This window comes from Marinomonas sp. 63XJN7_9_ISO-PGPR-S23-217 (genome assembly GCF_056173515.1).
Genome location: NZ_CM149678.1, coordinates 3,712,547 through 3,737,878 on the forward strand (window position 1 = coordinate 3,712,547; position 25,332 = coordinate 3,737,878).

At 43.9% G+C, this 25,332-nt stretch carries 23 protein-coding genes; 9 read left to right on the plus strand and 14 right to left on the minus strand.

Annotated features, from left to right (window positions below):
• Positions 1–703 precede the first annotated feature (703 nt).
• On the minus strand, positions 704–2,725 hold the full coding sequence (locus tag AC0VYI_RS17355) for an oxidoreductase (RefSeq protein WP_475444440.1): 2,022 nt from the start codon (positions 2,723–2,725) through the stop codon (positions 704–706).
• Positions 2,726–2,899: 174 nt separating this feature from the next.
• Here AC0VYI_RS17355 and AC0VYI_RS17360 point away from each other — a divergent pair, with 174 nt between their 5' ends.
• Entirely contained in the window at positions 2,900–3,508 is a 609-nt protein-coding gene (locus tag AC0VYI_RS17360) for a TetR/AcrR family transcriptional regulator (protein WP_475444442.1), read from the plus strand.
• A gap of 107 nt (positions 3,509–3,615) precedes the next feature.
• Here the strand turns inward: AC0VYI_RS17360 and AC0VYI_RS17365 are convergent, their stop codons facing one another.
• From AC0VYI_RS17365 to AC0VYI_RS17380, 4 genes are all read right to left on the minus strand, one after another.
• Complete coding sequence (locus AC0VYI_RS17365; protein ID WP_475444444.1) at positions 3,616–4,110, minus strand: DUF2165 family protein; 495 nt, start codon at positions 4,108–4,110, stop codon at positions 3,616–3,618.
• A 114-nt stretch (positions 4,111–4,224) separates the two neighbouring features.
• Complete coding sequence (locus AC0VYI_RS17370; protein ID WP_475444446.1) at positions 4,225–5,517, minus strand: NAD(P)/FAD-dependent oxidoreductase; 1,293 nt, start codon at positions 5,515–5,517, stop codon at positions 4,225–4,227.
• Positions 5,518–5,593: 76 nt separating this feature from the next.
• Positions 5,594–6,013 carry a RidA family protein gene (locus AC0VYI_RS17375; protein WP_475444448.1) on the minus strand — a complete coding sequence of 140 codons (420 nt, stop codon included), beginning with the start codon at positions 6,011–6,013 and terminating at the stop codon, positions 5,594–5,596.
• A 145-nt stretch (positions 6,014–6,158) separates the two neighbouring features.
• Positions 6,159–7,298 carry a tyramine oxidase subunit B gene (locus tag AC0VYI_RS17380; RefSeq protein WP_475444450.1) on the minus strand — a complete coding sequence of 380 codons (1,140 nt, stop codon included), beginning with the start codon at positions 7,296–7,298 and terminating at the stop codon, positions 6,159–6,161.
• A 327-nt stretch (positions 7,299–7,625) separates the two neighbouring features.
• Here AC0VYI_RS17380 and AC0VYI_RS17385 point away from each other — a divergent pair, with 327 nt between their 5' ends.
• The gene (locus AC0VYI_RS17385) at positions 7,626–8,459 is read left to right on the plus strand and encodes a helix-turn-helix domain-containing protein (protein WP_475444452.1); all 834 of its coding nucleotides are present in this window, start codon (positions 7,626–7,628) and stop codon (positions 8,457–8,459) included.
• A 167-nt stretch (positions 8,460–8,626) separates the two neighbouring features.
• Here AC0VYI_RS17385 and AC0VYI_RS17390 read toward each other — a convergent pair whose 3' ends face one another.
• The 3 genes from AC0VYI_RS17390 to AC0VYI_RS17400 all read right to left on the minus strand — a co-directional run bounded on the left by AC0VYI_RS17390 (position 8,627) and on the right by AC0VYI_RS17400 (position 12,799).
• Entirely contained in the window at positions 8,627–10,117 is a 1,491-nt protein-coding gene (locus tag AC0VYI_RS17390; protein WP_199474904.1) for a carbon starvation CstA family protein, read from the minus strand.
• 214 nt (positions 10,118–10,331) lie between these two features.
• On the minus strand, positions 10,332–11,066 hold the full coding sequence (gene btsR / locus AC0VYI_RS17395; RefSeq protein WP_199474902.1) for a two-component system response regulator BtsR: 735 nt from the start codon (positions 11,064–11,066) through the stop codon (positions 10,332–10,334).
• Between the two features lie 56 nt (positions 11,067–11,122).
• On the minus strand, positions 11,123–12,799 hold the full coding sequence (locus AC0VYI_RS17400; RefSeq protein ID WP_475444455.1) for a LytS/YhcK type 5TM receptor domain-containing protein: 1,677 nt from the start codon (positions 12,797–12,799) through the stop codon (positions 11,123–11,125).
• Positions 12,800–13,193: 394 nt separating this feature from the next.
• On the opposite strand from AC0VYI_RS17400, the gene AC0VYI_RS17405 reads away from it, so the two are divergent.
• From AC0VYI_RS17405 to tnpC, 6 genes are all read left to right on the plus strand, one after another.
• Positions 13,194–13,658: a GNAT family N-acetyltransferase gene (locus AC0VYI_RS17405; RefSeq protein WP_067014245.1), complete on the plus strand. Its 465-nt coding sequence runs from the start codon at positions 13,194–13,196 to the stop codon at positions 13,656–13,658.
• 136 nt (positions 13,659–13,794) lie between these two features.
• Complete coding sequence (locus tag AC0VYI_RS17410; protein WP_475444457.1) at positions 13,795–14,775, plus strand: TRAP transporter substrate-binding protein; 981 nt, start codon at positions 13,795–13,797, stop codon at positions 14,773–14,775.
• Entirely contained in the window at positions 14,775–15,191 is a 417-nt protein-coding gene (locus AC0VYI_RS17415; protein WP_475444459.1) for a TRAP transporter small permease subunit, read from the plus strand. The genes AC0VYI_RS17410 and AC0VYI_RS17415 overlap by 1 nt, the downstream gene beginning before the upstream one ends.
• 91 nt (positions 15,192–15,282) lie before the next feature.
• On the plus strand, positions 15,283–15,567 hold the full coding sequence (tnpA, locus tag AC0VYI_RS17420) for an IS66 family insertion sequence element accessory protein TnpA (protein ID WP_475443557.1): 285 nt from the start codon (positions 15,283–15,285) through the stop codon (positions 15,565–15,567).
• Entirely contained in the window at positions 15,567–15,911 is a 345-nt protein-coding gene (gene tnpB, locus AC0VYI_RS17425) for an IS66 family insertion sequence element accessory protein TnpB (RefSeq protein ID WP_067021190.1), read from the plus strand. The genes tnpA (AC0VYI_RS17420) and tnpB (AC0VYI_RS17425) overlap by 1 nt, the downstream gene beginning before the upstream one ends.
• Positions 15,912–15,937: 26 nt before the next feature.
• On the plus strand, positions 15,938–17,557 hold the full coding sequence (gene tnpC / locus AC0VYI_RS17430) for an IS66 family transposase (protein ID WP_475443559.1): 1,620 nt from the start codon (positions 15,938–15,940) through the stop codon (positions 17,555–17,557).
• A 23-nt stretch (positions 17,558–17,580) separates the two neighbouring features.
• Here the strand turns inward: tnpC and AC0VYI_RS17435 are convergent, their stop codons facing one another.
• From AC0VYI_RS17435 to tnpA (AC0VYI_RS17445), 3 genes are read right to left on the minus strand one after another with little or no spacing between them, the layout of a single operon-like run.
• Positions 17,581–17,742, minus strand: a complete 162-nt coding sequence (locus AC0VYI_RS17435; protein ID WP_475443561.1) for a hypothetical protein — start codon at positions 17,740–17,742, stop codon at positions 17,581–17,583.
• Positions 17,743–17,768: 26 nt separating this feature from the next.
• On the minus strand, positions 17,769–18,113 hold the full coding sequence (gene tnpB, locus AC0VYI_RS17440) for an IS66 family insertion sequence element accessory protein TnpB (RefSeq protein ID WP_475444461.1): 345 nt from the start codon (positions 18,111–18,113) through the stop codon (positions 17,769–17,771).
• Positions 18,113–18,397: an IS66 family insertion sequence element accessory protein TnpA gene (gene tnpA, locus AC0VYI_RS17445; RefSeq protein WP_475443565.1), complete on the minus strand. Its 285-nt coding sequence runs from the start codon at positions 18,395–18,397 to the stop codon at positions 18,113–18,115. Before tnpA (AC0VYI_RS17445) ends, tnpB (AC0VYI_RS17440) begins: the two co-directional genes overlap by 1 nt.
• A gap of 221 nt (positions 18,398–18,618) precedes the next feature.
• Between tnpA (AC0VYI_RS17445) and AC0VYI_RS17450 the strand changes: the two genes are divergently transcribed.
• The gene (locus AC0VYI_RS17450) at positions 18,619–19,926 is read left to right on the plus strand and encodes a TRAP transporter large permease (RefSeq protein WP_475429004.1); all 1,308 of its coding nucleotides are present in this window, start codon (positions 18,619–18,621) and stop codon (positions 19,924–19,926) included.
• Between the two features lie 180 nt (positions 19,927–20,106).
• On the opposite strand, the gene AC0VYI_RS17455 is transcribed toward AC0VYI_RS17450, so the two are convergent.
• The 3 genes from AC0VYI_RS17455 to AC0VYI_RS17465 all read right to left on the minus strand — a co-directional run bounded on the left by AC0VYI_RS17455 (position 20,107) and on the right by AC0VYI_RS17465 (position 24,913).
• Positions 20,107–21,885: an ATP-binding protein gene (locus tag AC0VYI_RS17455; protein ID WP_475444463.1), complete on the minus strand. Its 1,779-nt coding sequence runs from the start codon at positions 21,883–21,885 to the stop codon at positions 20,107–20,109.
• Positions 21,882–22,922 carry an SIR2 family protein gene (locus AC0VYI_RS17460; protein ID WP_475444465.1) on the minus strand — a complete coding sequence of 347 codons (1,041 nt, stop codon included), beginning with the start codon at positions 22,920–22,922 and terminating at the stop codon, positions 21,882–21,884. The genes AC0VYI_RS17455 and AC0VYI_RS17460 overlap by 4 nt, the downstream gene beginning before the upstream one ends.
• Before the next feature lie 116 nt (positions 22,923–23,038).
• Positions 23,039–24,913, minus strand: a complete 1,875-nt coding sequence (locus AC0VYI_RS17465; RefSeq protein ID WP_475444467.1) for a P-loop NTPase family protein — start codon at positions 24,911–24,913, stop codon at positions 23,039–23,041.
• Positions 24,914–25,332: the final 419 nt, after the last annotated feature.

Here is a 25,332-nt window from a genome sequence, read left to right on the forward strand (position 1 = left end):
CAAGATTTATCAAACCAAGTCCACCTTTAAAAAAGTAGATAGCCACCTAAAAAACATAAATAAAATTCCTGCTAAAGTATAATAGAATACACTGGAAATTTAATTCGAAAGTATTAAAAAACAACTGAAAGTAATAAAATTACAACAAATATATTACACTAAGTCAGGAACAAAAAATGATCATGCTTATTTATTGTATAACAGCAGCTTTGTGGAGTTTGAGTAGTGTTGGAGCGTTGGCTATTTTTATATCAATATTTAATTTAGAGCTAACGGAAGATACCATCGGAGTCATACTAGCCTCCCTTCTAGGATATATGTTTTTTCTACAAATCCTCAATGCATTAATGCTTAGGTATTATTCATGGGCTCGTTGGTGGATGGCTAGTATAAGCCTTCTATCTATTGTATTAACAGTGGCATGTATGATGAATGTTCATGACTCTGGACAATCCATCTACTATTTAGCTTCTTTAATACTTGTGACATCGATTTGGTCGTGTTTCTATTTTTCCTCTTTTTTTATGGGTAAGATTCATTCAACGACAAGCTAAGCGCTATCAATCCATTCACGGTCATGACCCAATTCAATGGCGAGCCAACAAGCGCAAAAATTTGTTTTAGATAACGAACCAGCACGGCAAAGGGTGTTGAAAGTCTACCTGTATGATATTAACACCCTTTGCCGCATTCTAAGTACATCTTACAACTCACACGCCAATAACGTGCCCTGTTTTATCGCACGTTTCGCGTCAAGCTCTGATGCAACATCCGCTCCGCCAATAAAGTGCACATGTCTATTTATGCTCTCACCTAAGGTTTTATTGGGTAATTGACCCGCACAAATCACAATGTTGTCGACCGCTAAGCATTGCGGCTCCCCAGCCACGGTGAGGTGCAACCCTTGATCATCGATTTTTTGGTACTCACAATTGGCAAGCATGGTCACGCCTTTTTTCAACAGCTCAGTTCGATGAATCCAGCCTGTGGTTTTTCCTAAATTCGCACCGACCTTGGAGGCTTTTCGCTGTAGCAAGAAGACTTCCCTCACGGCTGGTTGAAAGTTTGGCTTCATTCCTTCCACGCCACCTCGAGTTTGAAAGGTCATATCCACCCCCCACTGATTCATAAACTCACCAATGGTTTTGGCTCCATGGGATAGGTCATGGATCAGATATTCGCTGATATCAAACCCAATACCACCCGCACCGATCACCGCCACACGCTTACCAACAGCATGACCATTCATAACATCCAAATAACTCAACACTTTTGGATGATCGATCCCCTCAATCGCCGGTTCCCTCGGTAAGATGCCCGTTGCCATGACCACATCGTCAAAATCGTATTGATTCAATAGCGATTCATCAACGCATGTATTGAGTTGTAACGTGACACCTGTCAGTGCGATTTGACGCTTAAAATAGCGCAGTGTTTCATAAAACTCTTCTTTACCAGGAATACGCTTAGCAATATTAAATTGCCCGCCAATCTCACTGGCCATATCAAATAAAGTGACCTTATGTCCTCGTTTCGCCGCCGTTGTCGCAAACGCTAAACCGGCAGGGCCAGCCCCTATAACGCCAATACGCTTTGGCGTTTCAGCGGGCGCAATAATAAGCTTCGTCTCATGGCAAGCTCTTGGGTTAACCAAGCAAGATGTGACCTTCTGATAAAAAACATGATCCAAACAAGCTTGGTTACACCCGATACAGGTGTTGATTTCATCAGCTCGATTTTGCTGTGCTTTCACCACAAACTCAGGATCGGCAAGAAACGGCCGAGCCATAGACACCAAATCCGCATCACCCCGAGCCAGTACTTCCTCAGCAACCTCCGGCATATTGATCCGGTTAGAGGTGACCAAAGGGAGAGTTAACGACTCTTTAAGCTTCGCTGTCACCCAAGTAAAAGCCGCTCTTGGAACTTTCGTAGCAATCGTCGGCACTCTGGCCTCATGCCAGCCAATGCCCGTATTGATAATCGTTGCACCTGCTTTTTCGATTGCTAAACCAAGGGAAATGACTTCCTCTAATGTACTTCCCTGCTCCACCAAATCCAGCATGGACAAACGGTAGATAATGATAAAATGTTCACCCACCGCATCACGAATGCGGCGCACTACCTCTATCGGAAGACGCATCCGATTCTCGTATTCTCCGCCCCAATCATCCTCGCGGTGATTCGTACGAGCAGCGATAAACTGATTGAGTAAATAGCCTTCGGAGCCCATCACTTCCACTCCGTCGTACCCGGCTTTTTGCGCTAATAAAGCAGCATTCACAAAGTCATCGATTTGCTTAGCAATTTCATCCTGGGTTAATTCATGGGGAGGGAAAGGGTTAATCGGAGCTTGCAAGGCGGAAGGAGCAACCAATTTTGGGGTAAAAGCATAACGGCCTGAATGCAAAATCTGCATACAAATCTTTCCGCCTTCGGCATGGACCGCAGACGTCACTTGACGATGGTTGTCTACATCCTTTTCGCTTGCCATCAAGGCCGCACCAGCGTAAACCCCTCCCTCCTCATTTGGACCGATACCACCTGTTACAATCAAAGCCACGCCGCCCCTAGCTCGCTCTGCGTAAAACGCAGCCATACGGGGAAAGCCATCTTTGGCTTCTTCTAATCCCAAATGCATAGATCCCATAATAATGCGGTTTTTTAATTGCGTAAAACCGAGATCTAATGGTTGAAATAGATGCGGATAAGCTGACTGACTCATAATGATGCCCTTTTAAGGATGTTATTGTTATACAAACCACGACACGACTGCTGTGCTCGATACCTCGTACTGGGTTCTCTTATAGAGGTCTCTTAACAAGCCGAAAACAATCTAGACACTGTCAAGATAGAATTTAATTTTGACACTGTCAAGATAAACAGCTTTAATCCGAGCATGACCACAACGAAAAAAACCTATCATCATGGTGATTTGAAAATCACCTTAATCCAAGCCGCTAGCGACCTGCTTCATAAAGAAGGGGCCAATGCCTTATCGATGCGTAAGCTAGCAGACATCGTTGGCGTGTCTCGCACCGCCCCCTATCACCATTTCAAAGATAAAAATGCTTTACTCTGTGCCATTGCAGCCAATGGTTTTGAGCAGCAAACAAAACAGCTTAGACAGCTGATTGAACAGCAAGACCATAGCGAAGAAACCTTTAAAAAGTATGTCTTTTTATATATTCACTTTGCCCAACAACAAAGTGAACTCTATGACCTTATGTATGGCCGCACCTTGTGGCAAACAGGCACACCTAATGACGACTTAAAGCTAGCATCACGCCAGGCTTTTAAATGCTGGATAGACTGGGTGGAAGCCCTGCAAAAAAAAGGGGTGTTAACCAGTAACAATACACCTCTCAGAGTCGGACAAGCTACTTGGGCGAGCCTACACGGCCTTGCCAGATTCTTAATTGATGGTATCTATGTTGATGAAGAAAACGTCACCGAAATGGCAGAACAAATGCTTGAGATGATGGTAATCAAACACCCTCTTGCCTGAATAGAATAAGAAGATAAAAGAAATACAGAAGATTGAGCACACAAATATAAACATCGTGTACTCAATATAAAACTCGAGAAAAACGAAGTAGAACGAATAAAGCGCTTCTAATACGTTTTTTCCTCTTGATTAATAAAGATTAATACTAAAAAGAGTACCACGATAAAACGAAATGCAGAAGATTGCCCGTTCCAAATTTTAGACTGCCACATTAAAAACCACTCTGCGCCAATGGTCATAAATCCAGTAAACCACAGTAACACCCCAAGCGCTAAGCCAATATTGGCCCATTTTTTGGCACGATCAAAGGTCCTGTTGTCTGCCAGTCGGCTGTGCCACATTTGCCACACACCCAGCGCACACAATATTCCTACCATGGCTTCGGTAAAGATAATCAGCCAATAAAAAGCGTGGTGTAGAAAAGGTGCCTGAATAGAACGATAGATCAACGGATTATTATTGAAAATCGAATCCATGGTTAAGACATGCTGCACAAACGCATAATTGGATCCATAATCCACAATATTATTAAAAGCAACCAATCCTGCAAACAAGGCAACACAAGCCACTAAAATAACTTTGATAACTCTTAAATGATTCATACTCACGGTCCATATGATAATAATTGATATCCAAGTTTCTCCTTATACACTGGAATCTAGCGAAAAAAAATACCGACACCAAAATGTGTCGGTATTTTTTTGAGATACAAGCCCTTAGAAGCGATCAAATCGATAAGGAGCAGGATTGACAATCGGCTCGTGATTGGAGACAAGATCCGCCGCTAATTGCCCCGCTGCAGGTCCCGTTCCAAAACCATGGCCGGAGAAGCCCGTCGCAACGGTTAAACCTGGGATGCTTTTCACATGATCAATCACCGGACTTGAGTCAGGTGTAATATCGATCACCCCAGCCCAGGCCTCTTCTAACTCAGCCGCTTCGAACATCGGCCAAGCCTTTCTCAAGTTGGTTATGGCTTCATTGTTCAACGCCGGATTGGCTTGCGGGTCCATGGTACGGATTTTTTCAAAAGGGGTTACCTGATTGCCTTTCCAACGACGCGCCAAAGTTAAATCTTTAAAAAACTCACGCCCCATCGACACACGCAAAAAACCACCTTGGGTGCGTAATTGGGATAGGTAACGTCGGCCAATCAATAAATGATCTAAAGTGAGTTTGGCATCTAACGCCCCACGCTGGGTGACAATAAAGCCACCGCCTTGATGTTTTCTAAAAGAGAAATCTGGACCGCCAACGGCAATATCAGTCGGACCTTCCATTGGTTTGGTTCGCATCACTGAACATATTAATGGCAAGGTGTATAGAGATACCCCCAAGTTACCCAAGAAGCGTCTTGACCACGCGCCCCCCGCCAGCAACACTCGTTCACAACGAATTTCTCCTTGTTCTGTCACCACACCTGAGACCTTGCCCCCAGACATGGATAAAGTGCGAACGGCACAGTTTTGCACCATTATTGCCCCCAGCTCAATGGCTTTTTTCGCCATGGCTGCGGTTGCGACAGCAGGCTCCGCGCGACCGTCAGAGGGTGTATAGATTCCTCCCACCCAATCGCCCTTTCCACCTGGCACTTTTTGATCAATTTCTTGTTTGCTCAACAAATGTGAGTCCAAATCCAGAGCTTGAACAGACTTCAACCAGCCTTCACTTGCTGCCAGTTGCTCTTCTGTTTTTGCTAAAAACATAATGCCAGCTTGTTTATAGCCTGCATCATGACCAATTCTCTCGGGCATTTGTGCCCAGAGTCGATCGGCTGCGGCCGCCAGAGGCACATCCTCTGAGTGACGGTTGGTTTTACGAATCCAACCCAAGTTTCGTGAAGATTGCTCTCCTCCGATATGGCCTTTTTCTAACAAAACAACAGGAATATTGCGCTCAGCTAAGGTTAGTGCAGCTGTCACGCCAACAATACCACCACCAATCACCACAACCGTCGTTGACTCTGGTAACTGATCTTGCGTTTGTACCGCATCGAGTGTTTTTGTCATAACAAATTCCCTAGGAATGAAAAGGTGTTTTCACAATAATGAAAACTTCCTCTTAGAATTTTAAAAAACCGAATAATTAAGCAATCGTGATTTCTTGCACTTTGACTTTCGAAGCCCCACGATAAGCCGTGACTTCTAATTCCACTTTATAAACAGTGGACCCTAAAGGAGGACAGGTAACCGTCGTCGCTGGGTTAATCCCTTTAAACTTAGTACCAATAAATTCCATAACCGCTGGTGTGTCTGCTGGGTCTTGGATGAACACACGTGACACCATAACATCTTCTAAACAAGAATCGACTGCCTTAAGAGCTTTCTCAATATTACTGAAGACTTGTTTAGCTTGCTCAATCACATCGTCTGGGATTTCTTTTGTCTCTGGGTTACGGCCTGCCGTATTAGAAACATAAATCCAGTTATCGACAGAAACAACACGAGAATAGCTGCCTTTCTCTTCAAAAATGGAACCCGTTTTTGCCTTGATAATGGTAGTCATGATATTCACCCTATAAAATAATAATGTTTAAAAGCTGTATCGTTAATGATTCAATGAGAGCGAGACTGATCGAAGTTTGTCATCAGTCTCACTCTGTGATTGTTGTTATTTCAGTATTTATGCTGCTACTTCAGTATTTATGCTGTTATTTCAGTACTGGGGTTTCCCAAAGGTTCAATTTGACACCAATACCTTTCTCTATTGCATTGCGGTAAATCACGGTTGCCCAAGCAATGTCTTCTACTGGCATGCCACCAACAGACATAATGATGATCTCTTCGTCGTTTTGGCGACCTGGCGCTTCATTTGCTACGATTTTGCCAATGTCTTCCAGCTCCGCTTTATCAAGTTGGCCGTCGGCGATCATATCCATAAAACGCACACCCACTAGCGGAACACAGTTATGGGCAGGTTTCGGTAATTCTTCAAACCATGCCTCGTATAAGCGGGTATTATCCAACACCTTACGCACACCAGGACCTTCCATTCCCTCATCTAAAGAACAGCTTGCTGGCATGGCTAAAAATGCCCCTGGTTTCACCCATTCACGTTTGACGATAGGGTAAGTCGTTGGATCTCCTGTCTCTCCAGAGTTACAATAAGTGACAAGATCTGATCCTCGTACCACATCTTCAATACTATCGACCACTTGGATATTGGTAATTTGTGGAAAGGTTTCCTTCACCCACCCAATGAAATCATCCAAACTCTTTTGACCACGGCCTTTAATCTTAATGGTATCAATGTGATGACAGGCCGCCATAAAGGCAGAAACGGTGGTTTTCCCCATCACACCTGGGCCAAGCAGACCTATCACTTTTGCATCTTTACGAGCTAAATGACGCGCCCCCACGCCAGGGATCGCTCCCGTGCGGTAAGCAGACAATAAATTGGCCGACATATAAGCCAAAGGTGCGGCGGTATCAATATCGCTTAGCGTTAACATCAATATAGAGCGAGGTAGCCCCTTCTCACGGTTAGCAATGTTAGAGCCATACCACTTCACGCCACAGGTCTGAAAATCCCCACCTAAATAAGCAGGCATGGCCATTAAGCGTCGATCTGCTGTGGGTTTCGGCATGGTTGGAAAAGGAGACTCTTCAGGAAACGTAATCAAAGCACCATGGGAATCACTATTAGAACCTGCCATGCGATAATCGCCTTTTTGCAAAAGCACAAACATTTCTTCCATGGTGTCGACACATTTGGGCATATCGGTAACACCGGCACGAATCATGTCCTGCTCAGATAGATAAATAAAATCGATAGTTGTGTTCTCAGACATAGCAATACCTAATAATAAAAATGAATAGTTTTTGTTTTTACGCTCCTAAACCGGACAAAATAAACCCCTTTATCTTGCTTCAACACCAGTGGCTAAGTAGCTCTTGATGCAAATGGCTTAGCAACGATTGCCTTTGATCCTAGTCCTGTCGAATGGCTGCGTATTGGAATTTTCCGACATGAATCATGTTCACCCAACGAACCAAAAGTAACGGTATAATTTTTGCATGATTATTCCGGTACTTTGTACTTTGAGTACCTAATGAGAAAGTAAAAGCAGCTTATGGGCTGACTTTTGATTCATCCTTCATTCAAGCAGAGCCATGCTATGTCAATATCATCCAGAGTTATGCCGATGTTCGATATTCGCTCAGAACAGCCTTGGTTTGTTCTTAATTCTGCTCAGCAATTCTCTCTTTACCCGTCGTCAAACCCTGCCATATCCCACTATTACAGTTTTGAACTGAAACAGGAATGCAAACTTAACTTTGCCATTCCTGATGGTTGTGTTGATGTGGTATTTGACTGTGATGAATATAAGCCACGGGCCATGATTTGCGGTACGCCACTGGAAGCTCGTAACACCCAACTTATCAGTCAACATCGTTATTTCGGAGTACGATTTGCAAGAGGCGTCATACCGGATTTTGTTAATGTCGCCACAGGGGATTTAATCGATCAAGAGTTTGACTTTTTAGAGACGATCCCCAACAGTTACGAGGCTTTCGAGAAAATTGTTAGCCAACCTAGCTTTGCCAAACAGGTCGCCATTTTTAACGAATTTTTATTGGGCAAGCAGATAAGACAGCCTTCCTCACTCACCCTTCAAGTAGTTCAGGATATCTATAAGAAAAAAGGCAATATTCGGATTCAAGACTTGGAAGCCCTAACAGGTTACACAACGCGAACCATACAAAGACAGTTTCGCGACGATCTAGGAGTGTCTCCCAAAACATTCAGCCGCATCATTCGTTGCCAATCGGCAGTGTGTGATATCCATAACAACAATGAATTGGTTTTCTCTGATTTGGCGTGTGACTTAGGGTTTTATGATCAATCGCACTTTCTTAGCGAGTTTAAAAAGCTTGTCAGCACCACACCATTGGATTATTTGAATCGTATATCACGCGGCACCTATCAACAACGAATTCGTTATTACTGAACCATTCCCGTGCAATGATGTTCCTTCTGCCTAAAAAAGCCCCAAGATGGCGCATTTTTAGTGTTTTCAGCTCGCCAAAGATTCCTATAAAAAAAGCCGATTGAGGTCTTTATCAATCGGCTTTTTTATCAAGGTGGAGCGAAATGCTTGTCCGTTTTACTCACTACTCACACAGTTTTCGGCACCGTGTTTAGTTTGTCTTCTTCAACCTGATCAAGAGCTGGATCCCCTTTCCCTTTGGAGATTTTGATCACATAACCAGTCACAAATAAGGTCACAGCAATACCAATAGCAGTGGATACAGACATAGATAAGCCAAAACCTAATGTACTGTTATTGAGTATAAAGGTGGTACAAACCGCCGTCATAAACATTGCTGGAATCGTAGAGATCCAGTGTAGCTTATTGAAACGAAGCAAGTAGGCAGAGGCGGTCCATAACATCATTACCGCCGTCATTTGGTTGGCAAAGCCGAAGTAGCGCCAAATCACAGCAAAATCCACCTGTGTTAGAATGCCACCAATAATAAACAGCGGCACAGACATAAATAAGCGGTTTTTCAGTGTTTTTTGCTCCATGCTGAAGTATTCAGCCAAGATCAAACGGCTAGAGCGAAATGCCGTATCGCCAGAGGTAATCGGCAAAATAACCACACCCAAAAAGGCAAGGATGCCGCCGAACGTACCAAGCAAGCCGAAGGACGCAGTATAAACCACATTACCCGGTCCACCATGGGCAACGGCGGCTCCTAATGATCCCATTGAACCAAAGAAGGACAACGCAATCGCACACCAGATCAAAGCGATCACCCCTTCACCTATCATGGCGCCGAAGAAGACAAATCGACCATTCTTCTCATTTTCCAAACACCGTGCCATCAAAGGTGATTGCGTGGCATGAAAGCCCGATACCGCCCCACAAGCAATGGTGATAAATAGAGCGGGCCATAGAGGTAAATGATTTGGGTTCATATTGGTGAACATATCGCTAAACGAGTAGTTCGCTAACAGCGCATGATGGGACGAAAACGCAATCGCACCGATCAATCCAACCGACATAAAAATCAGTAGCGCCCCAAACAATGGATACAAGCGCCCAATGATTTTATCAATAGGAACAATAGTCGCCAAAATATAGTAAGCAAAAATGACGGCTACCATGGTTCCCATGGACAATGTTGCGCTGGTTTGATGGTTCACCAAATTGGTGATCATACTGGCAGGGGCGGATACAAACACCACACCAACCAATAATAACAACACCACAGCGAACACATTCATAAAGTGTTTGGCGCCTTTGCCAAGATAGCGCCCCGTGATAGAAGGAACCGATGCCCCACCATTACGAATAGACAGCATCCCCGAAAAGTAATCGTGAACAGCACCAGCGAAAATACACCCAAAGACAATCCAGAGCATGGCAGCAGGACCATATAGCGCCCCCATAATGGGACCGAAAATAGGGCCAACACCAGCAATGTTTAATAACTGTACGAGGTACACTTTCTTGTTCGACATGGGAACGTAATCCACACCATCACGCTTAGAAAACGCAGGTGTCGTACGATTCTCTTTGATACCGAAGACTTTTTCGACAAAAGCCCCGTAAATGAAGTAACCCGCGATTAGCGCAGCTACACAGAATAGAAACATCATCATTTTATTATCTTCCTATTGCATAATTGTTTTTATAGTTGCAACGGCAAAGATAAATCGGCTTTTATAAAGAATCACCAGAGCTTTTGCCCAGTGGCAAGATACTAAGCTAAGCGGTCATAGGAAAAATTGAGCGGAGTGGGACAAACTTAAAAAGTCAGTAAAATGCCATGAAGATGACGAGGGGTACACATTCCTTCCAAAGGTGTCACCATCGTTAAATAATCCCCAACATATGCTTCAAAGTCTTTAAGTAACGACGACTCACCGGCACCAGTTTCCCACTGAGTGTCACCACTTCCGCCAAGCCATTATCCAGTAACTGAATCTCTTTAATGCTCTTCGTATTGATAAGATATTGGCGATGACAGCGCAGTAAATCCGTTTTTTCTTCCAAGGTCTTTAACGTGAGTTGGCTACTTGCCGTCTGATGAGCCGTTTGTACATGAACCCCCGATAGATCACTGTAAACCATTTCAATCTCCTGAAGTGGAATGATCATAATACGATTGTGTCCAAGACAAGGCACTTGCTGAAGTATTTTTGGCGTGAGCGCATCAATTTGCGCCTGTGTATGGGGTGCCTCTTGGTTATGCTTCACTTTTAACAGACGCTGTAGAGTCTTATCCAAACGTTTAGGGTCTACCGGTTTCAGCAAGTAATCAAGGGCGTTGTCTTCAAATGCGCGAACGGCATACTGATCAAAGGCCGTGACAAACACCACACACGGCATCGTCTCAGGATCCAACATACCAATCAGCTCAATGCCACTGAGTTGTGGCATTTGAATGTCCAAAAAAACAGCATCAGGCTTTAACGTATTAATCAACTTGAGCCCTTCTATGGCATTATTGGCCTGCGCGACGACGTTCACTTTTGCGGACTCTTGAAGCAACTCTGTCAGCTCTTCACGGGCCAAGAACTCATCATCTATTACTATTGCCGTTAGCATAACCACTTTTCTCGACGATTATTGTTATTGAATGATTGCGCAGCCACCCCCACACCTTAAGAAGAAACCTGATCAGGGACGAGAAAACGCATTCGTGTTGCTTTGCCTGCTTCACACTCCGTTTGCAACGCGGCTTTATCACCAAAAAAATGCACAAGACGCTTTGCGACAATCTCCATCCCTAGACCTTGCTTGTCACCCAATGCCGGCACAAACTGCCCCGCATTGTCTTCCACGACAATATTATACCCCACCCCATTGCGTTCACTATAGATGCGCACCCGCCCACCTTCTAACATCGTACTGATACCGTGCTTGATGGCGTTCTCAACCAGTGGCTGTAAGGTAAAACTGGGCAATAACCTCTCCTGTAACGCTTCATGAATATCAATCTCTACGGTTAAGCGATCAGTAAAACGCGCCTTTTCAATCGTCAAATAAGCATTCACATGGGCAAGCTCATCTTTAAACGCCACCGTTTCAATATTCTGCTTAAGATTACTCCTAAAAAAATGCGAAAGATGCTGAATAAGCTCTCGTGCTTTATTCGGATCCCGACGAATCACCGCACTGATGGTATTAAGTGCATTAAATAAAAAGTGAGGGTTCACTTGCGCGTGCAATAGCTTAATTTCTGCTTGAGTTAACAATGTTTGCTGCTGTTGGAAATCGCCATATAAAATTTGGCTCGACAATAACTGCCCGATCCCCTCTCCCATGGAACGATTGATATTCGACAAAAGTTTCCGTTTAGGCTCATAAAGTTTAATGGTACCCACCACTTTTTTACCCGCTCGCAACGGAATAACCAATACCGTCCCGAGCTTACAGGTATCTGAAATAGAGCAATGATAAGGCGATTCACGGGCGCCTAAATAAATAATGCGGTTTTGCTCCATTGCCTGTCGCGTATACTTGGAGGAAATCGGCGTATTGGGCTTATGGTGATCTTCACCGATACCAATAAAGGCCAACGTATTTTCCGTGTCCGTAATGGCCACCGCCCCCACATTGGTCTCTTCGTAGATAATCCGAGCGACTTTTTCCGCACTGCTCCCATCAAACCCCGTACTCCAAATGCCCACACTACGCTCGGCGATGGTCAGTGCTCGCCTTGAAAACACCGCTGAATATCGCTCAAAAATGGTTTTCTTATCTTGCAGAATACTGACAAATAACGCGGCCCCCACACAATTGGCAATGATCATCGGCGCCGCAATCTCAGACACCAAGGTATAGGCACGATCAAAGGGTTTGGCAACCGCGAGAATAATCAGCATTTGACTGACTTCCGCCACAAAAGTGATTGCCAATACAATCAAAGGATTAAATAACAGGTAGGACTTATCCTTTCTGACTAAATACAAATGCAATAAACCACCAATCAAGCCCTCCGTGGTCGTGGAAATCGCACAGGCCACATCGGTAAAACCGCCCAAAGTATAGCGATGAATCCCCCCCGTTAACCCCACTGCAAAACCAACAACCGGGCCCCCTAGTAAGCCACCGATGACCGCCCCAATCGCACGGGTATTGGCAATCGCATCGTTAATATTCAGACCAAAATACGTTCCCATAATACAAAACAGAGAAAAAAGCACATAACAACTAAATTTATGGGAACGCTGAGAGGAAATATTCAACAAAGGCAGAAATATTGGCGTCTTACTCAGCATATAAGCCAACACAAGATACACACACATTTGCTGCAACAAAGACGGAACTAAATGCATAAATCGATACTTATTGTTAAATGGAAAGCGGCAAACGAACACCCTAGAGAGTCAATTTACTCCCCTAAACCAAGGTGGACAAGGTTTAGGTTGTGTGAGTAAAAAAGTTCGGGCAGTATAAAGCAAAGTAAGTGCATTGAACTCTTATAACCCCCTCCCAGCCTCCCCCTTAGTAAGGGGGAGGAGTCTTTAGGGCTGCATTTCCAGCGCCCTCCCCTTATTTAAGAAGAGTCGTGGGGGAGGTGTCATTTACGGCAGCCTTTCCAGTTCCCTCCCCTTATTTAAGGGGAGGGTTAGGGAGGGGTTTAAGAAGTTCGAGCGTTTATATTCCTTTTATCTTTCGTTTTGTCATACAAATGCATTACGAATTACATTTATAAGATGATCAAAAAACATGGAAGAAGCATTACACATTAAACAAGAGTCCCCCAACCAGCCCGATGTCATGGCACTGATTAGCGATCTCGATGCCTATCAAGCCTCTTTGTACCCGCCAGAAGCCCGCTACGCATTAGACTTAGCCTCTCTGTCTCAGCCTAATGTGCTTTTCGCTGTGGCTAGAGATCAACAGAACAAAGCCCTCGGTTGCGGTGCTATCGTTTTGAATGATTCATACGGTGAGGTAAAACGTCTATTTGTCAGCCCTGAAGCCAGAGGCCAAGGCGTGGCCCAACAATTGATTGCCACTTTGGAAACCAGTGCTTATCAATCAGGTTGTCGAACACTTATGCTGGAGACTGGCCCTTATCAGCCAGACGCCATCGCCTTCTATCGTAAACAAGGCTATGGGACTTGCGGCCCATTTGGCGACTATCCTGACCATCCTCTTAGCGTGTTTATGAGTAAATATCTCGATTAGAATAAAGCTTGTTATATACCTTCCTAAACAACCACATTGTCGTGATGAGTAAACTACTCGTCGTGATACGACTCATCTAAAAATACATAGCCGCTTACAGTAAAACTTCACTTCTTACTGGTAGGACAGAATTATTATGCGCTATTCCGGCTTGTTATTACTTTCCGCTACTCTGTGCCAAGCTCCTATGGTATTTGCCGCAACGAAATTTGATTTTACCAATGAATACAATGCCACTTCGATCCATGCTCAAGGCGATCAGTATTTTATCGATCAAGTATCCAAATTAACGAAAGGTGATGTGCAAATCACCCTGCATACGGGTGGTTCGTTGGGGTTTAAATCCGCCGATAATTTTTATGCCGTTTCCGATGATGCCGTGCAAATAGCCGATACCCTCGCGGGCAGTATGGCGGGAATCGATCCTATTTTTTTAGTCTCCTCTTTGCCCTTTTTAGTAAAAAACGAAAAACAAGCCGAAGATCTTTATAAAATAGCAAAACCCTATTACCAAAAAATCTTTGCTAAAAATGGGCAAATATTGCTTTACGCTTCCCCTTGGCCGGCGAGTGGTATTTGGTCAAAAAAACCCGTTACCAACAAACAAGAGCTGGCGAATTTAAAAATCCGTACCTATGACAAAAATGGCACGTTAACACTACGTGACGCTGGCGCTGATCCCATTAAACTATCTTGGGCGGATGTGGTGCCTCAACTGTCGACAGGAGGCATTCAAGCCGTGCTCACCTCTGCGGATGCGGGCGCCAGTGGCAAATTTTGGGAGCATCTCGACAACTACAGCGCCATTCAATACGCCATTCCACTCAACATGGTGCACATGAATAAAGATGAGTTTGATGATCTGCCTAAAAAGGATCAGCAAGCCATTTTAAAAGCCGCCGCTCTCACGGACAAACACAATTGGCAAGCCGTAAAAACGCGAGTAGCAGAAAATTATAAAGAATTGACCGCACACAAGGTCACTATTCACAAAAATCTGCCAAAGCCTTTTATCCATTGGTTACAAGAGTCCGCTAAGCCATCCCTTAAAGAATGGTTAAAAGATACCGGACAACCGGGCCAAACCATCATTGCTGAATTTGAGAAAAGCAAATAATGCTGATTCGATTCTTAGCCACGCTATCAAGACAACTTAACCGGTTATCTGGTGCCTTAGCCATGCTATTAATCGTCTATGTGCTGTGCCATATCCTGCTGGAAATTGTACTGCGGTTATTTGGAACATCCACCTATGTTCTGGATGAATTTGTCGGCTACGCGGTGGCGGCCATTACCTTTCTAGGCTTAGGTTACAGCCTAGAAAGAAATAGCCTGATTAGAGTGAATATTCTCATGGATCGCTTACCAGAACGCTTTCACTGGCTGCTAGATCTGCTTGTTTCGGCTATGTCCTTCGCTATTTTCACGTGGATTTCCTACTACTGGTATATCAATACCCTGAGAAGCTTTCAGCGCGGCACAACCAGCTCGTCGATTGCCGAAACCCCGCTGTGGATACCCGAAGGAATGTAAGCGTTCATTCTACGCCGTTATTTCATCCCATCTTTTTGCACTCTAAACTGGACTCCGTTTTCATCTCATCACCGATAACGGAGTCCAACCCATGACCAAACCCTATACCCGTCGTTCTTCTTCTGAATGGCAACAAATCATTGACGATCAAGCCGAGTCTGGCTTATCCGCCCCTCAATACTGCGAACAGCATCAGGTGAGTTACGCCAGTTTTAGTAAATGGCGTCAGCATTTTTCGGGAACTAAAGCCTCGCCAGATTCTAGTCACTCAGACTTTATCGATCTCAGTCAGGTGCCCACTCTCTCAGGTACTGGACGTTGGAACATTACCTTGTGTTTAGGTGATGGTGTTGAGCTTCGATTGAGTCGTGACTGATGTTCCTGCCCGATCCCAATGCTAAAATTTGGTTGCATACCCAACCCACAGATATGCGTAAATCCTATCGTGGCTTATTAGGGCTGATCAAACAACACCTCAAAGAAAACCCACTCATCGGGTATTTTGTCTTCATTAACCGGCGCAAAACCCAGATGAAAATCCTCTATTTTGACACCTCTGGTTATTGCATTTGGTGTAAACGACTGTCGCAGGGGCAGTTCAATTATGCGTCATCAGAAAACGCTAAACACGCCCTAAGTGTGATTGAATTGCAGCACCTCTTAGCGGGCATAAAAGTCGAAAAATATCGTCAATTTAAACGCTACAAGCGAGCATCATGACAAGTTGGATGGTATAATCCAACCCCATGAATGACGCCACTTACCGACCTATTTTACCCTTCAAAAACATCGACTTGCTTCACACGAATGAGGTCGAAAAACTGCGTGCTGAAAACGAAGCTATGTCTTCAAGAATCCGCCAATACGAAGCGGAAGTGCACATGCTAAAGCGTGAGTTATTTGGGCCGAAAAGCGAACGTCGTACCTTACTCACACCAGATCAACAAGCCCTCGCTGATATCGTGGGTCCGATGTCAGCCGAACCAACCCGCGTAGAAGAAGAGTCTATCGTTGAGAAGGACAAACCTGAGTCTGCCAATGTTCGTGGCAAAGCGCCCAAGTTTCGTAAAGGCAATGAAATTAACATCACCGGATTGCGTTTTGATGAGTCTATACCGGTTCGTGAAAAGGTTATCTTAGCGGACGAATTACAAGGCCCCAATGCGCACGAATACGAAGAAGTCGGCTTCAAAGACGTCAGCCGCATCGTACAAAAAACCAGTGCCTATGAAGTCGTCATCACCAAACGTCAGGTGGTGAAGCACAAAACCAGTAAACAGCTCATTACCGCGCCACAGCCGGATCTGATTTTTGACAGTTCCCTCGCGGATGTGAGTTTTATCGTTGGCTTACTGGTTAATAAGTTCTTGTATCACTTACCCCTTTATCGTCAACACCAACAGCTTAGCGCTTCCGGCATCACCCTCAGTCGTGCAACGCTCACAAACCTCACCAAACGCGGGATCGAACTGTTACGACCCATTGTGGTAGAGCAACTGATTAGTGTGCTGGACAGCAAGGTACTGGCCATGGATGAGACACCGATAAAAGCCACCCGCCAGCCTGGGGTAGGCAACCAACCCGGCAAAATGAAGCAAGCGTATTTTTGGCCCATCTATGGCGAGCAGGACGAAGTGGTGTTTACCTTCTCCCAAAGCCGTGGCATGAAACACATCCAAGACTTACTGGATCATGTTTGGCAGGGTACCTTACTGACCGATGGTTATGCCGCTTACAGTCGTTACGAAGCCACCTCACCGGAGGTCACTCATGCTCAGTGTTGGGTGCACATGCGTCGTCAGCTACTGAAAGCCGAAATGGAAGAAACCGAGGCCGTCACCCACGCGCTGAACCTGATTGCCGCCTTGTACCAGTACGAAAGCCATATCAAACAGAAAGGTTGGTCAGATGAGAAAAAACAAGATTACCGAGTGCAACACAGTAAGCCCTTAGTGGATCAATTTTTTGCCTTCTGCGAAGAACAAACCCAACGGGCTGACCTATTACCAGACGATACCTGGATGAAAGCGTTGAACTACACCTTAAAGCGCAAACGCCAACTGATGGTCTTTTTGGAAAATCCAAACGTTGCCATGGACACCAACCACCTAGAGCGAGAGATAAGACCCATCCCAATGGGTAAGAAGAATTGGCTCTTCTGTTGGACAGAACTGGGCGCCGAACATGTCGGCATCATCCAAAGCTTGATCAGCACCTGCAAGCTGCACGACATCGACCCCAACGTCTACCTGACGGATGTCCTACAACGAGTCAGCCAGCATCCAGCCAAAGACATCGCGGACTTAACACCAATACGATGGAAGCAACTGTTCGCAGACAACCCGTTGAAATCGCCCTTACTCTGAGTCAGTGGCTATCAATGATAGCCCTAGAATGAACGCTTACGCTTTAACAGGCGAACTTCCGCTTCATATTGGCGGATAGTGACAGACATGGCCTCGACTTCGGCACGTAACTTATCGACCTCATTCGTGTGAAGCAAGTCGATGTTTTTAAACGGTAAAATAGGTCGATAAGAGGCATCATTCATAGGGTTGGATTATACCATCCAACTTGTCATGATGCTCGCTTGTAGCGTTTAAATTGACGATATTTTTCGACTTTTATACCCGCCAACAGATGCTGTAATTCCAGTGTACTGAGGGCGTATTTATCGTTCGCTGATTCTTGGTAATGGAACTGACCTTGAGCCAAGCGTTTGCACCAAATGCAGTAACCCGAGGTGTCAAAATAGAGAATTTTCATCTGCGTTTTGCGTCGATTAATGAACACAAAATACCCGATGAGTGGGTTCTCTTTGAGGTGTTGTTTGATCAGCCCTAATAAGCCACGATAGGATTTACGCATATCAGTGGGTTGGGTATGCAACCAAATTTTAGCATTGGGATCGGGCAGGAACATCAGTCACGACTCAATCGAAGCTCAACACCATCGCCTAAACACAAGGTAATGTTCCAACGTCCAGTACCTGAGAGAGTGGGCACCTGACTGAGATCGATAAAGTCTGAGTGACTAGAATCTGGCGATGCTTTAGTTCCCGAAAAATGCTGACGCCATTTACTAAAACTGGCGTAACTCACCTGATGCTGTTCGCAGTATTGAGGGGCGGATAAGCCAGACTTGGTTTGATCATTAATGATTTGTTGCCATTCAGAGGAAGAGCGGCGGATATAAGGCTTGGTCATGGGTTGGACTCCGTTATCGGTGATGAGATGAAAACGGAGTCCAGTTTAGAGTGCGAAAAGATGGGATGAAATAACGGCGTAGAATGAACGCTTACGAAGGAATGGTACTAATCGGCTTAGTATTACTCTGTTTTACACTGCTGGTGAGAATGTTGATATTGATATCAACCCGACACGTGCCCCATATCGAGTTAGCCCAATCCCATGAATAGGATGTAAACATGGACATTGTATTAACCGCTGTTGCCGTGATGACACTTATTTTTGTGGTGCTTGGTTTAGGCGTCTGGGTGTTTTCAGGCTTGGCCATTGTTGCCCTTTTGTCTTTGGTGCTGATTGGCGACGTTAGTTTTCATCGGGCTGGCGCCATTCTCAGTCGTATTATTTTCAGTGCGGGAAATTCTTGGGAGTTATCCGCCATTCCACTGTTTATCTTAATGGGGGAGCTGATTTTCCGTTCCGATATTTCAGACCGATTATTTAAAGGCCTAGAACCTTGGACCAAAAAACTACCAGGGGGAATACTGCACACCAATGTGTTCGGATGCGCCTTATTCGCTGCCGTTAGTGGTTCTAGTGCCGCCACCACGGCGACCGTTGGCAAGATCACCACGACGGAATTAAAAAAACGTGGCTATAATCGTAGCTTGTCCATTGGCTCCTTAGCAGGAGCGGGTAGCTTAGGGTTACTCATTCCACCCTCTTTAGTCATGATCGTCTACGGTATTCAATCCGAAGTCTCCATCAGCAAACTCTTTATGGCGGGGATTTTGCCTGGCATTTTGATCGCCTTGCTATACTCTGGCTATCTTATCATTCGCGCTTTAATAAACCCGTCCTTGTGTCCACCAGAAAACGTTAGCCAGATCAGTAAACTCAAAAGCATTGTACTGCTTCTCCCTGTGATCTCATTGATTGTGATCGTCATGGGTGCCATCTATACAGGCATTGCCACCCCCTCTGAAGCGGCAGCGGTAGGTGTTTTTGCTACCTTGTTAATCTTACTAAAAGAAAGACAACTCTCTTTTGCAATGATCCAAGAAGCTTTGATCGCCACACTCCTCAGCTCCACCATGGTCTGCAGCATTCTCATCACCGCCGCCCTATTATCAACCGCCATGGGATTTTTGCACTTGCCATCGGAGTTAGCTCGCTATATTGCCAACCTGCACCTGTCACCGGCGTGGCTCTTATTCGCCTTAGCTATTTTTTATATTGTATTAGGTCTTTTTTTAGATGGCATTTCCATCACCGTCATGAGCCTCCCCATTACCTTGCCCATCGTCGTGCAAGCAGGGTTCGACCCGCTTTGGTTTGGCGTATTTCTAGTGATATTGATAGAACTCGGGCAAATCACCCCACCCGTTGGCTTTAACCTCTTCGTCCTACAAGGGTTAACGGGGGAAAAAATAGGCCAAGTGGCAAAAGCCGCCTTCCCTTTCTTTATCCTCATGTGCACTGCGGCCCTTATTCTATGCCTAGTGCCCGATATCGCTTTATGGCTGCCAAACCTCCTATCGCCAAACTAGCATAAGTACACCCAGTGAGGGCTAGAAAACTCACACCTAATTCGTAATAACTCACGTTAGCAACCGCTCTATTCTATTTTTAAGCAAACTTTTATCGGTCTCTTTTGGCTAATGCCTTGAATAAGCCGCCGATTTGGAGCGGTAACGGAAAACCAGTCCAATAACATGCGCTTGTTATACCTATCGCTGCCGTGATTGTCGACGTAACGATTCAACCGCAAAAACAATAGAGTCACTTTTTGACTCCCTGCTAGACCAGTCACTCCAAAAATCTTTTGTTGCACTTGCTGGCTCTAAATTTGGTTTATTCAACTTTATTCGTGATGGCAATAATACTGCATCCCCCAATACAACAGCCTCTCCAGTATCCAATATAGGTAAAACTGATGTAAGAGAACTTAATGAATCAGGCATCATTTTGTGGACGACTTGTTGATCTTGTGGGTTACTTAGCCTTAATGCTATAAGGTTGTTACATTGACTCAAAATAGTTCGGCTGACATCTGAGGGTCGCTGACTAACAACGAGCAATGACACTCCATACTTTCTTCCTTCTTTAGCTACTTTTTCAAAAGTGTCTAGAGCGATTCTTGACTCAGCATCACTAGCATCTTTTGTTGGCAAGTATATATGCGCCTCATCACATACAAAGGTAATAGGTGTTCTCTCTTCTTCTGCCCGCCAAAACTGTACGTTATATAAAAACCGAGTTAACACACCTATTACTACTGGCAATATATCAGAAGGAACCTCTGAAAAGTCTATGACCTTTATTCCGAAAGAACCCAACTTCGTTTCCAAAAACTGGTTGGCATAAGCTGCCAACCAGTTATACTCATTTGACCCATCTGGTGAGTCAAACAAAAATGAGTTTCTCTTGTCGTCAGTTTTTGTCTCAAGTCGTCCAATAAATCTTGTTAGCTTTCCATTCCAATCCCCCTTCACCTCGCTCTTACCGTTTGAACCTAATTTTGTACCATTGTCGTCAGTAGAAAGCCGAGCTAAAAGTTCTCGAGTAGAATACGGGATAGGTGAATCAATTGTTATTCCACCAGCAAGTTCTGTGAGATTTTTATCCACGAGATATTGTTGCTTTAATTCTCTTACATGGTGGGTAAATCTAGATGCCTGATTAGGTGCATTATTATCAGAACGATCCAATAGCAAAGCTAACATTTCATCTTTATTAAGCAACCAATGCGGCACAAATACAGAGTTGGTATTTTGATTTTCAATATCAGCTGGCCCAGCAATTTTATAATATTCAGCTATTGGTTCTTTTCCTTCTTCAACACCGTATGTAGTTAGAGTTTTATACTCACCATGAAGATCAAAAAGAATAATATTTGTATGTTCTAACTTTGCTGCTTGCTCTAATAGCGATGCTACAGTCCAACTTTTCCCTGAACCAGTGCTACCTAGCAGCGCAGCATGCCGTTGAAAAAGCTTATCGCCATTTGCAACTGCTTTAGATTGGGTATTTCCGTAAGTACCAAGTACTAATTGAATATCCTCTGGAGTGTCACTAGCAACAACTGACATCAAGCGTTCAAGGCTTTCTTCTTTTATTAGATAAACCTGCTTATCTACTCTCGGGAAGTATTTTGCTCCACGTTTAAATACTTGACGACGATCCCCAAGAACCTCCCAGTAGGTACCAATCAGTGCGACTTGAACAACATCATGATCGACGACAACATCAAAGTCCTCATCTTCACCATCTTCAGACTCTGGTTCTAATAATAGAGGACTACCGACACTGCGCTTCACTTTCTCTATGATGCCAACCAAAAACTCTTGTGGTGTAGCACCCTGAATAGCGACTAGATCAGATACTGTAAGCGTTTGAATAACTTCTGGAGACTCAGCCAATATAAGGGCACGATTTGTATCGACACTAGCTACCCTACCTATATAGCAATCCTCTTCTATCGAAATGACATAATCTTGTGTTGTCATTTTAAAACTCCATTTATAAATTCATTAAGTGACCACCAATTTTCATTATGAAGAGTTTCAACCCCTCCAATTCGAACTTTGGTCTCATTATCATTGCTACCAACAGAAACCAATGTGACGTTATGCAGACTGTCACAAATTCTAATAGCATTCGGTGTTAGTACTTTTGTAATAACCAAAGCAGGTACACCTTCACGAAGCTTATTTAACAAATGAACCTCAAGTTGTTCATCATTAAATCCGTATCCAATTATCAATATCGATTTGGCTTGTTGAATATACCTATTTGATAATTCACGGTGATAGTCAAAAGGATGTTGGTATCCCTCTCTAAATTTACTTGTACCCGGAGTTATAATTAATCTGCGAGCGCTACTTTCGTATAACGACCTTATAACGCTTCCATTGATTTTATACCAATCTAGGCTTCCATGAGGTTTAAATATTCTGGCATGTTTTTTTACTGAAACCCTAGTTCCAGAACTACCTTTCAAAGTTCTTTTTCTTTCTATAACTGAAATTTTATCTTTTTCGCCATCAGGGTTATGCGAGCCATAATAATAACCATTAAAACCAGTGATTATATCGAGGCCAACTGATTCACAGGCTAGCTCTATTAAACGATCATAATTAGGCGTAACAATAATTAGTTCATTTTGATTGTGTAACAAGTGATTTAGCAGAAGGGAAAACGACAATTTTTTTTCCTGCAGTACAACTGCCTCAATTATTGATTTTTCATTCTTACCTATGAGTTTGGCAGTTTCAGAAACAATAAAAGGAACTAGAGTACTACCTTGCTTTAAAGATGCCATAGCATCTTCAAAACCTACATCCTGATCAATTTGTTCTTCTACTTGCTTCCATTCATCTAACAGCTCACCTTCAACAAGCTTAGGTATTTCTTCTTTCAAATGTTGGGAAAGGTGCCACATACCTGATATCCCCTCACCCAAAGATAATCCAGAGCCAATGAGCACCAGAGGACTTTGTATAAAAAACTCTTGTAGGTGTTTTTTTACTGAGTCAACGTCCAAAATGCCCTCTCAACTATGAAATAGGTATAACACCCGCAGCACATGCGGCTCTGTAGTGAAAGCGAAGTCGTAACGGAAAAGCCGTCGCTGTGCCTGCGATTGTTATGCATATCTATTCATCCCCCCAACATATCTCGCACTTCATTTACATAACGCAGCCATTCATCAAGCACCTGTCTAGTAACGCTGGATTCAAACTCTGGATATTTTCGTGTGTGAAACCAATTTTCAGAGTTACTGGAAACTCTATCCTTGTACCCAGGACCCATCCCCCAGTCTTTAAACAAACTATTCCAGAGCTGTTGATCTGAAGAAAGCTTTTCTTCATAAACCGCACGCCCTTTAGCAAACGCTTTTTGGTAAATATCACCAAGTCGTTTCTCAGTTGTTTGTTTTAACTGTTTAAGCAGTGCATAGGCAGGCTGGAGCTCATTCTGGGATAGCATGTTATTGATTAGTACAATAAATTCATCCTTCAGGGTGCCGATTTGATCAACAACTTGCTCACGAGCACTGGTCGCTAAAAGCTGATAGTAATCCAAGTTGTGCCATTCCCCCCGTCGATTGACACTAGCTCGAACACTTGCGGCATATGTCCCCGTGTTCTTAATGTCATTAATCAATGGTAAAAAATATTCTTTTAGCACAGGAGAACAGCTTTGAGCCTTTTTTATCCATGGCTCCAGCGTGTTCTTGACCTGATTCTTCGCCGCTTTAGCTGACTGAGAGACTAGTTCAGTTCCGATGTCTCTGATAGCCTTCTCGATATCGAAAATATCCTGAGAATATTGGTCACGTAGCACAGAGACTTTTTCGATCAAGAATTCTTTAAGCTGTTTAGGATCGTCAGACTTCATATCGAAAAATTGCACATCTAGGTTGTCCAACTGTAGTGTGTGTTTTAAATCATTAACCACCTGCTCAGTACGAATCTCACGTCCCTCAATTTTGTCACCAACAGGTTCATCTATTTCAATAACTTTTTCAGCTTCACTCTCTCTATCCAGAATTAACAGAACAGTTTCTTTTAAAACTCGTTGGCTTAGACCTGCATCCTTGGCAAGTTTCAGCAACCCTGACATTGTCTTATCGGGCGCTTCGTTAAATCGGCAGCACAGTACACTGACGGTACGATTATTGGTAAGACAGCTATCAAGGTCAGCACGGTTAACCGTTTGGTCGACACCTTTTGTATCAATTACTGACAGCGCGTAATTGATGCCATCAAAAAATCTTATCGGCACCGATATGCGTATATGCTTGGATAAACCAACACTTGGATGAGTGCAGCTATTGATAGATTTGAATGTAGTATGCAGCCACTCGTTTTGGTCTATCCCATCATCATTAATGAATCGCGTTTGATGACGAGCAGACAAATCAATACGTTCCAACAACCCCTCCGCTAAAGATTCGACAGTTTGGTAATTGGCAGCAAAGTTTTTAGCGTTATCGGTAGTGATTCGCTTGCCTTCGGAGTTTTTCGTTCGCGATATCCGGAGGTCGAGCATGTTGCGGAGCGCTCTTTCAACTTCGGCACTTAGTTTAAATGACTCTGAATTATCCGATTCTGAAATTTCTGATATATGTAAGTACTGAGCAAAGTCGGTGAGATAGTTCTTTACCTCAACTTCGGAATGCGGAGTTAGTTCGATCTCTAGCTGGGGACCAGCAGAAATTTCCACTTCGCAAAGCGTGGTTCGACCGCTACCTGTACTAAGAATTGGTTCTTCTCCATCTAGCAATTCAAGTAGGTGACATATGGCAGTTGTCTTTCCGGTACCGACGTTACCGATAAATGCCAGCCTTTGATCTGAATTTGAGAGGTAATCAACAGCATCGTCAAATAGCTCCCGATGGTTAGCTAGCTGTTTTCGAGTTGCGCTCTCCTCCGGCAGTTTTTTCGTCAGATTTTCTATTCTTTCATGCAAAACCTTTTGCCGGTTGTTCAGATCATTATTCGGATCATTAGCTTCAATTTTTATATTCATTTACCGCACCCTCTGATCCCCATTAGCCAGCTCTCCGGAACTATCCTTAATAGCATTACAGTTTAATAGTGCGCATGCGCATCTATCCAATAAATCGGCGTGCATGTTATTCTAGTCTTAGCTATTTAGATAAATTTAGCTAACACCATAATTTATATAAAGTTATTCATAATGATAAGCGTTCAGGCTTAGGCTTAAACAAGCATGCTTTTTTGTCTAATAACCGTGCATCAGGAGGGGAAAAATATGTGGCTTTCGTCTTCCCAGACACAATCCTTACACTCTAATCTATTTTCAAACAAGTGCCAATTAGAACATGTTGATATTTGATTCAGCGCAGGGTCAAAGCCCTTTTCGTAAAAGCATTTCAGAATAATTAGATTTGATCAGGTCGAAAAGGTGTTCGACCCCATAGATCC